At 73.4% G+C, this 3586-nt stretch carries 2 protein-coding genes and 1 pseudogene; all 3 read left to right on the top strand.

The annotated features are described in order from the left end of the window. Positions 1-95: 95 nt before the first annotated feature. Positions 96-761, top strand: a pseudogene (locus tag ABZY57_RS32365) (ABC transporter permease); the annotation flags it as partial. Beyond that, positions 707-1687 (top strand): ABC transporter permease, encoded by a 981-nt coding sequence (locus ABZY57_RS32360; protein ID WP_356518061.1) that lies wholly within the window; start codon positions 707-709, stop codon positions 1685-1687. The pseudogene ABZY57_RS32365 and the gene ABZY57_RS32360, both read left to right, overlap by 55 nt. Next, the gene (locus tag ABZY57_RS32355) at positions 1684-3393 is read left to right on the top strand and encodes an ABC transporter ATP-binding protein (RefSeq protein WP_356518059.1); all 1710 of its coding nucleotides are present in this window, start codon (positions 1684-1686) and stop codon (positions 3391-3393) included. The genes ABZY57_RS32360 and ABZY57_RS32355 overlap by 4 nt, the downstream gene beginning before the upstream one ends. Positions 3394-3586 lie beyond the last annotated feature (193 nt).

Below are 3586 nucleotides of genomic sequence, written 5' to 3'. Positions count from 1 at the left end.
CGGGGCTGTTCATCACGCCCTTGGCGGTCGTGGCGGTCAGGTCGTAGCTGCCGCCGTTCTTCTTCGCGTTGATCGTCACCTTGCCCTTCAGGGGGGGGGTCGCCGTCGGGCTCGCCGCCGCGCTCGGCGGCCGGGTCGCCGGCCAGCTCGTCAGCCGGGTCACCGATGTGATGATCGCCCTGCCCATGCTGGTGATCGCCATCGCCCTCACCGCCGTCGTCCCGCCCGGGTTCCCACGGCCGCTGCTGCTGATCCTGGTCATCGGACTGCTCGACTGGGGCGGCCTCGCCCGGATGGTCCGCGCCCAGACCCTCTCACTGAAGGAACTGGACTTCGTGGACGCCGCCCGGCTCTCGGGCAACGGCACCCTGCGGATCGCCCGCCGCGAGCTGCTGCCCTCGCTGGCCGCGCCCGTCATCACCCTCGCCGCGATCAAGGTCCCCGGCGCCATGGTGGCCGAGGCCTCGCTGTCCTTCCTCGGCGTCGGCGTGAAGCCGCCCACCCCCTCCTGGGGGCAGATGCTCTCCAGCGCCCAGACCTGGTTCCGCGCCGACCCCGCCTACGTCCTGTTCCCCGCCGGGCTGCTCTTCGTCACCGTGCTCGCCTTCACCGTGCTCGGCGACGCCGTCCGCACGGCCCTCGACCCGCGCGAGGACTCGCGGCTGCGGGTCGGCACCGGAAAGGAGCGCAGGGCGTGACCCGCTTCGTGCTCAGACGGACCGGCGGGGCCCTGCTCGTGCTGCTCACCCTGTCCGTCGTGATCTACGCCCTCTTCTACCTGGTCCCCGGCGACCCCGCCCGCCTCGCCTGCGGCGAGCGCTGCAACCCGGCGCAGATCGCCCAGGTGCGCGAACAGCTCGGGCTGAACGAGTCGACCGTCGCCCAGTACCTGAACTTCCTCCAGGGGCTGCTGGTGGGCCGCGACCAATCCGGCGGCGCCGGGCTCGTCCTGCACTGCGACGCGCCCTGCCTCGGATTCTCGTACCAGAACGACCAGCAGGTCACCGAGCTGCTGCTGGAGCGGCTCCCCGCCACCCTGTCGCTGGCGCTGGGCGCGCTGGTGATCTGGCTGGTGATCGGCGTCGGCACCGGACTGCTGTCCGCGCTGCGCCGGGGCGGTTTCACCGAGCGGGCGCTGACCGTGCTCACGCTCGCCGCCACCGGAACCCCCGTCTTCATCCTCGGGCTCCTGCTGCTCATGGCCGTCTGCGCCCACCTCCAGTGGCTGCCCTTCCCCACGTACGTACCGCTCGGCGACGACCCCGAGCAGTGGGCGTGGAACATGCTGCTGCCCTGGGTGACCCTCGGCTTCTTCGAGAGTGCCAAGTACGCCCGGCTGAGCCGCAGTTCCACGCTGGAGACGCTCGCCGAAGACCACATCCGCACCTTCCGCGCCTACGGGGTGGGGGAGCGGGCCGTCGTGACCCGGCACGCCGTGCGGGGCGCGGTGGCACCGGTGATCGCGCTCAGCGCCGTGGACTTCGGCACGATGATCGGCGGCGCCGTGCTGACCGAGTCGCTGTTCGGGATCCCCGGGCTCGGCAAGACCCTCATCGACGGCGTGCGCGTGGTCGACCTGCCCGTGGTGGTGGGCGTGGTCCTCGCCATCGGCGCGGCCGTCGTGCTCGCGGGCGTCGTCGCCGACGTGCTGTACGCCGTCGCGGACCGAAGGGTGGTTCTGGCATGACGAACGCTGCGCTGGTGGAGGTCGCCGGCCTCACCGTCGACTTCCCGGTCGGCCGGCCCGGGGAGTACGTACGAGCCGTGGACGGGGTGTCCTTCACCCTGGAGCCCGGCCGCGCCCTGGGCGTCGTGGGGGAGTCCGGAAGCGGCAAGTCCACGGTCGCCGCAGCCCTGTTGGGGCTGCACCACGGGACCGGCGCGCGGCTCGGCGGCACCGTCCGGGTCGGCGGCACCGACGTGGGCGCTGCCTCCCCGGCCGAGCTCCGGGAACTGCGCGGGGCCGTCGCCGCGATGGTCTTCCAGGACCCGCTGAGCTCCCTGGACCCGTACTACGCCATCGGCGACCAGATCGCCGAGGTGTACCGGGTGCACGCCCCCGTGACGCGGCGTGCGGCCCGGGCGCGGGCGGTGGAGGTGCTCGACCGGGTGGGCATACCCGACGCGGTACGCCGCTCCCGGGCCCGGCCGCACGAGTTCAGCGGGGGCATGCGGCAACGGGCCCTGATCGCGATGGCGTTGGCGTGCGAGCCGAAGCTGCTGATCGCGGACGAGCCGACCACGGCGCTGGACGTCACCGTCCAGGCACAGATCCTCGACCTGCTGCACGGGCTGCGGGAGGAGCGGGGGCTCGGGCTGCTGCTGGTCACGCACGACGTGGGGGTGGCGGCGGAGAATGTGGACGCGGTGCTGGTGATGCGGGACGGGGGTGTCGTGGAGCGGGGCGCGGTGGGGCCGGTGCTGGCGGCTCCGGCCGATCCGTACACCGCTGCCCTGCTGGCGGCGGTGCCGAGGCTCGACGCGGTGCGGGTGCCCCGACCGGGGGCCGTACGGGCGCTGCCCGTGTCCGCGTCCCACACGCCGGCGGGGCCGGACGCGGCGGGGCCGGACGCGGCGGGGCTGGAACCGCCCGTCGTCGAGGCGTTTTCGCTGCGGAAGGAGTTCGGGCGGGGGAAGCGGCGGGTGGAGGCCGTGGGCGGGGTGTCGGTGATGGTGCGGGGCGGGGAGACGCTGGGGATCGTCGGGGAGAGCGGCAGCGGCAAGAGCACCCTCGGGCGGATGCTCGTCGGGCTGCTGGAGCCCAGCTCGGGGCAGGTCCGGCGGGATGGTGTGGAGAGCGCCGGCGTGGTGCCCGGGGTGCAGATGGTCTTCCAGGATCCGGTGTCCTCGCTCAATCCGCGCCGCTCGATCGGCGAGTCCATCGCCGACCCGCTGCGTGCGGCGGGGGAGAAGGACCAGCGGGTGATCCGGGCCAGGGTCGGCGAACTGCTGCTCCGCGTGGGGCTGGAGGAGGCGCACTACGACCGGTATCCGCACGAGTTCAGCGGCGGCCAGCGCCAGCGCGTCGGCATCGCCCGGGCCCTCGCGCCCCGACCCCGGCTGATCGTCTGCGACGAGCCCGTCTCGGCCCTCGACGTGACCACGCAGGCGCAGGTCACCGCCCTGCTGGCAGAGCTCCAGCGGGAGCTCGGGATCGCGCTGGTCTTCATCGCGCACGACCTCGCGGTGGTGCGTCAGGTCAGCGACCGGGTCGCCGTCATGCGGGGCGGGGTGATCGTGGAGGAGGGCCCCGTCGACGAGGTCTACGACCGGCCGGCGCACGCCTACACCCGGGAGCTGCTGGCCGCCGTCCCGTCCCTCGACCCCTCCCTGGCCGCCGATCGCCGGATCGGCCGGGGCCGTTCCGGGGGAGTGCTCGCGGGGGCTTCGTAGACCGCTCCTCCTAGTTCTTAGCGTGCTCGAACGCGAACCGTACGGGAAAGTTACGACTCTTCACCCCTTCCGGTGGCGCGACGGACAACCGTCCGTCGCGCCCCGAGCAGCATCGCCTGGTTTTTGATAAGCAGCGGGTGCCGCCCCGCCCGCGCCGCCGGGAAGACGCGGTTCTGGGGGTGCCGCGGGCGGC

This window comes from Streptomyces sp. NPDC006450 (assembly GCF_040612195.1).
Classification (GTDB): Bacteria; Actinomycetota; Actinomycetes; order Streptomycetales; family Streptomycetaceae; genus Streptomyces.
This window is presented reverse-complemented; position numbering and strand designations above follow the sequence as displayed.

Excerpts from the sequence above, each read along its gene's own strand:
- ABZY57_RS32355 (WP_356518059.1), top strand. The coding sequence starts at position 1,684 with ATGACGAACGCTGCGCTGGTGGAGGTCGCCGGCCTCACCGTCGACTTC.